Source organism: Vibrio sp. 2134-1 (genome assembly GCF_033339495.1).
In genome coordinates this window covers 1-784 of the sequence record NZ_JAWOUS010000306.1, presented here as the reverse complement: position 1 = coordinate 784, position 784 = coordinate 1, and the positions used below count along the sequence as shown (strand labels likewise).

The window sequence follows — 784 nt, the reverse complement described above, 5'->3', positions numbered from 1 at the left end:
TGCTGACCTTGTTCGTTACATTGATCAATATCGGAAACCACCATCGACATCTGCGCTTGGATGTCCATCACCACTCGCGTGATCTCTTCCGTGGATTGATGTGTACGGCTCGCAAGAGCGCGAACTTCATCTGCAACCACGGCAAATCCACGTCCTTGCTCACCCGCACGAGCCGCTTCGATAGCCGCGTTAAGTGCAAGTAAGTTCGTTTGTTCAGCAATGTCTTGAATGATGTTCACCGCACCGCCAATTTTATCGACGTGTTGGTTCAATGAGCCGATAGACTGTTGGCTGTTCGAGAGGATACCCGTCAGCTGACCAACATTCGTCACGGTCATTTCTACGACAGAGCGACCTTGTTCGGCGTTAGTCGCGGCTTGGTGAACACCTTCAACCGCAACCGATGTGCTTTCAGAAATTTCACCGATAGTGGCAACCATCTGCTGCACGGCCGTCGCCATAGAGGCGGTGTGATCAGTCTGTGCGTGGAACTGTTCCATAACACCTTCAAGCTCACGATGCATGTTGTCCGTGCTCGCTGTTAACTGCATCGATTTTTCTTGTGTGTTGTGGATCAAACGCTCTAGCTTTTCGAGCAGATCGTTGAGGTGGTGGCTGATATCAAATAGTTCATCCTTACCTGCAAGATCAGAGCGTAAGCCCATGTTATTGCTTTCGCTGATGTTCTTAATCGTTGCTAGCAAGCTGCCAACACGAACGTTGATAGAGCGAGAAATTTGCCAAATCAGCGCAAAAATCACTACTAAGATGAACGCAGTAATGG

At 49.2% G+C, this 784-nt stretch carries 1 protein-coding gene; it reads right to left on the bottom strand.

Annotated features, from left to right (window positions below; all coding sequences use genetic code 11):
• Positions 1-784 (bottom strand): methyl-accepting chemotaxis protein (locus R7R78_RS25635; RefSeq protein ID WP_225474557.1); only part of this gene is annotated, 784 nt, incomplete at both ends.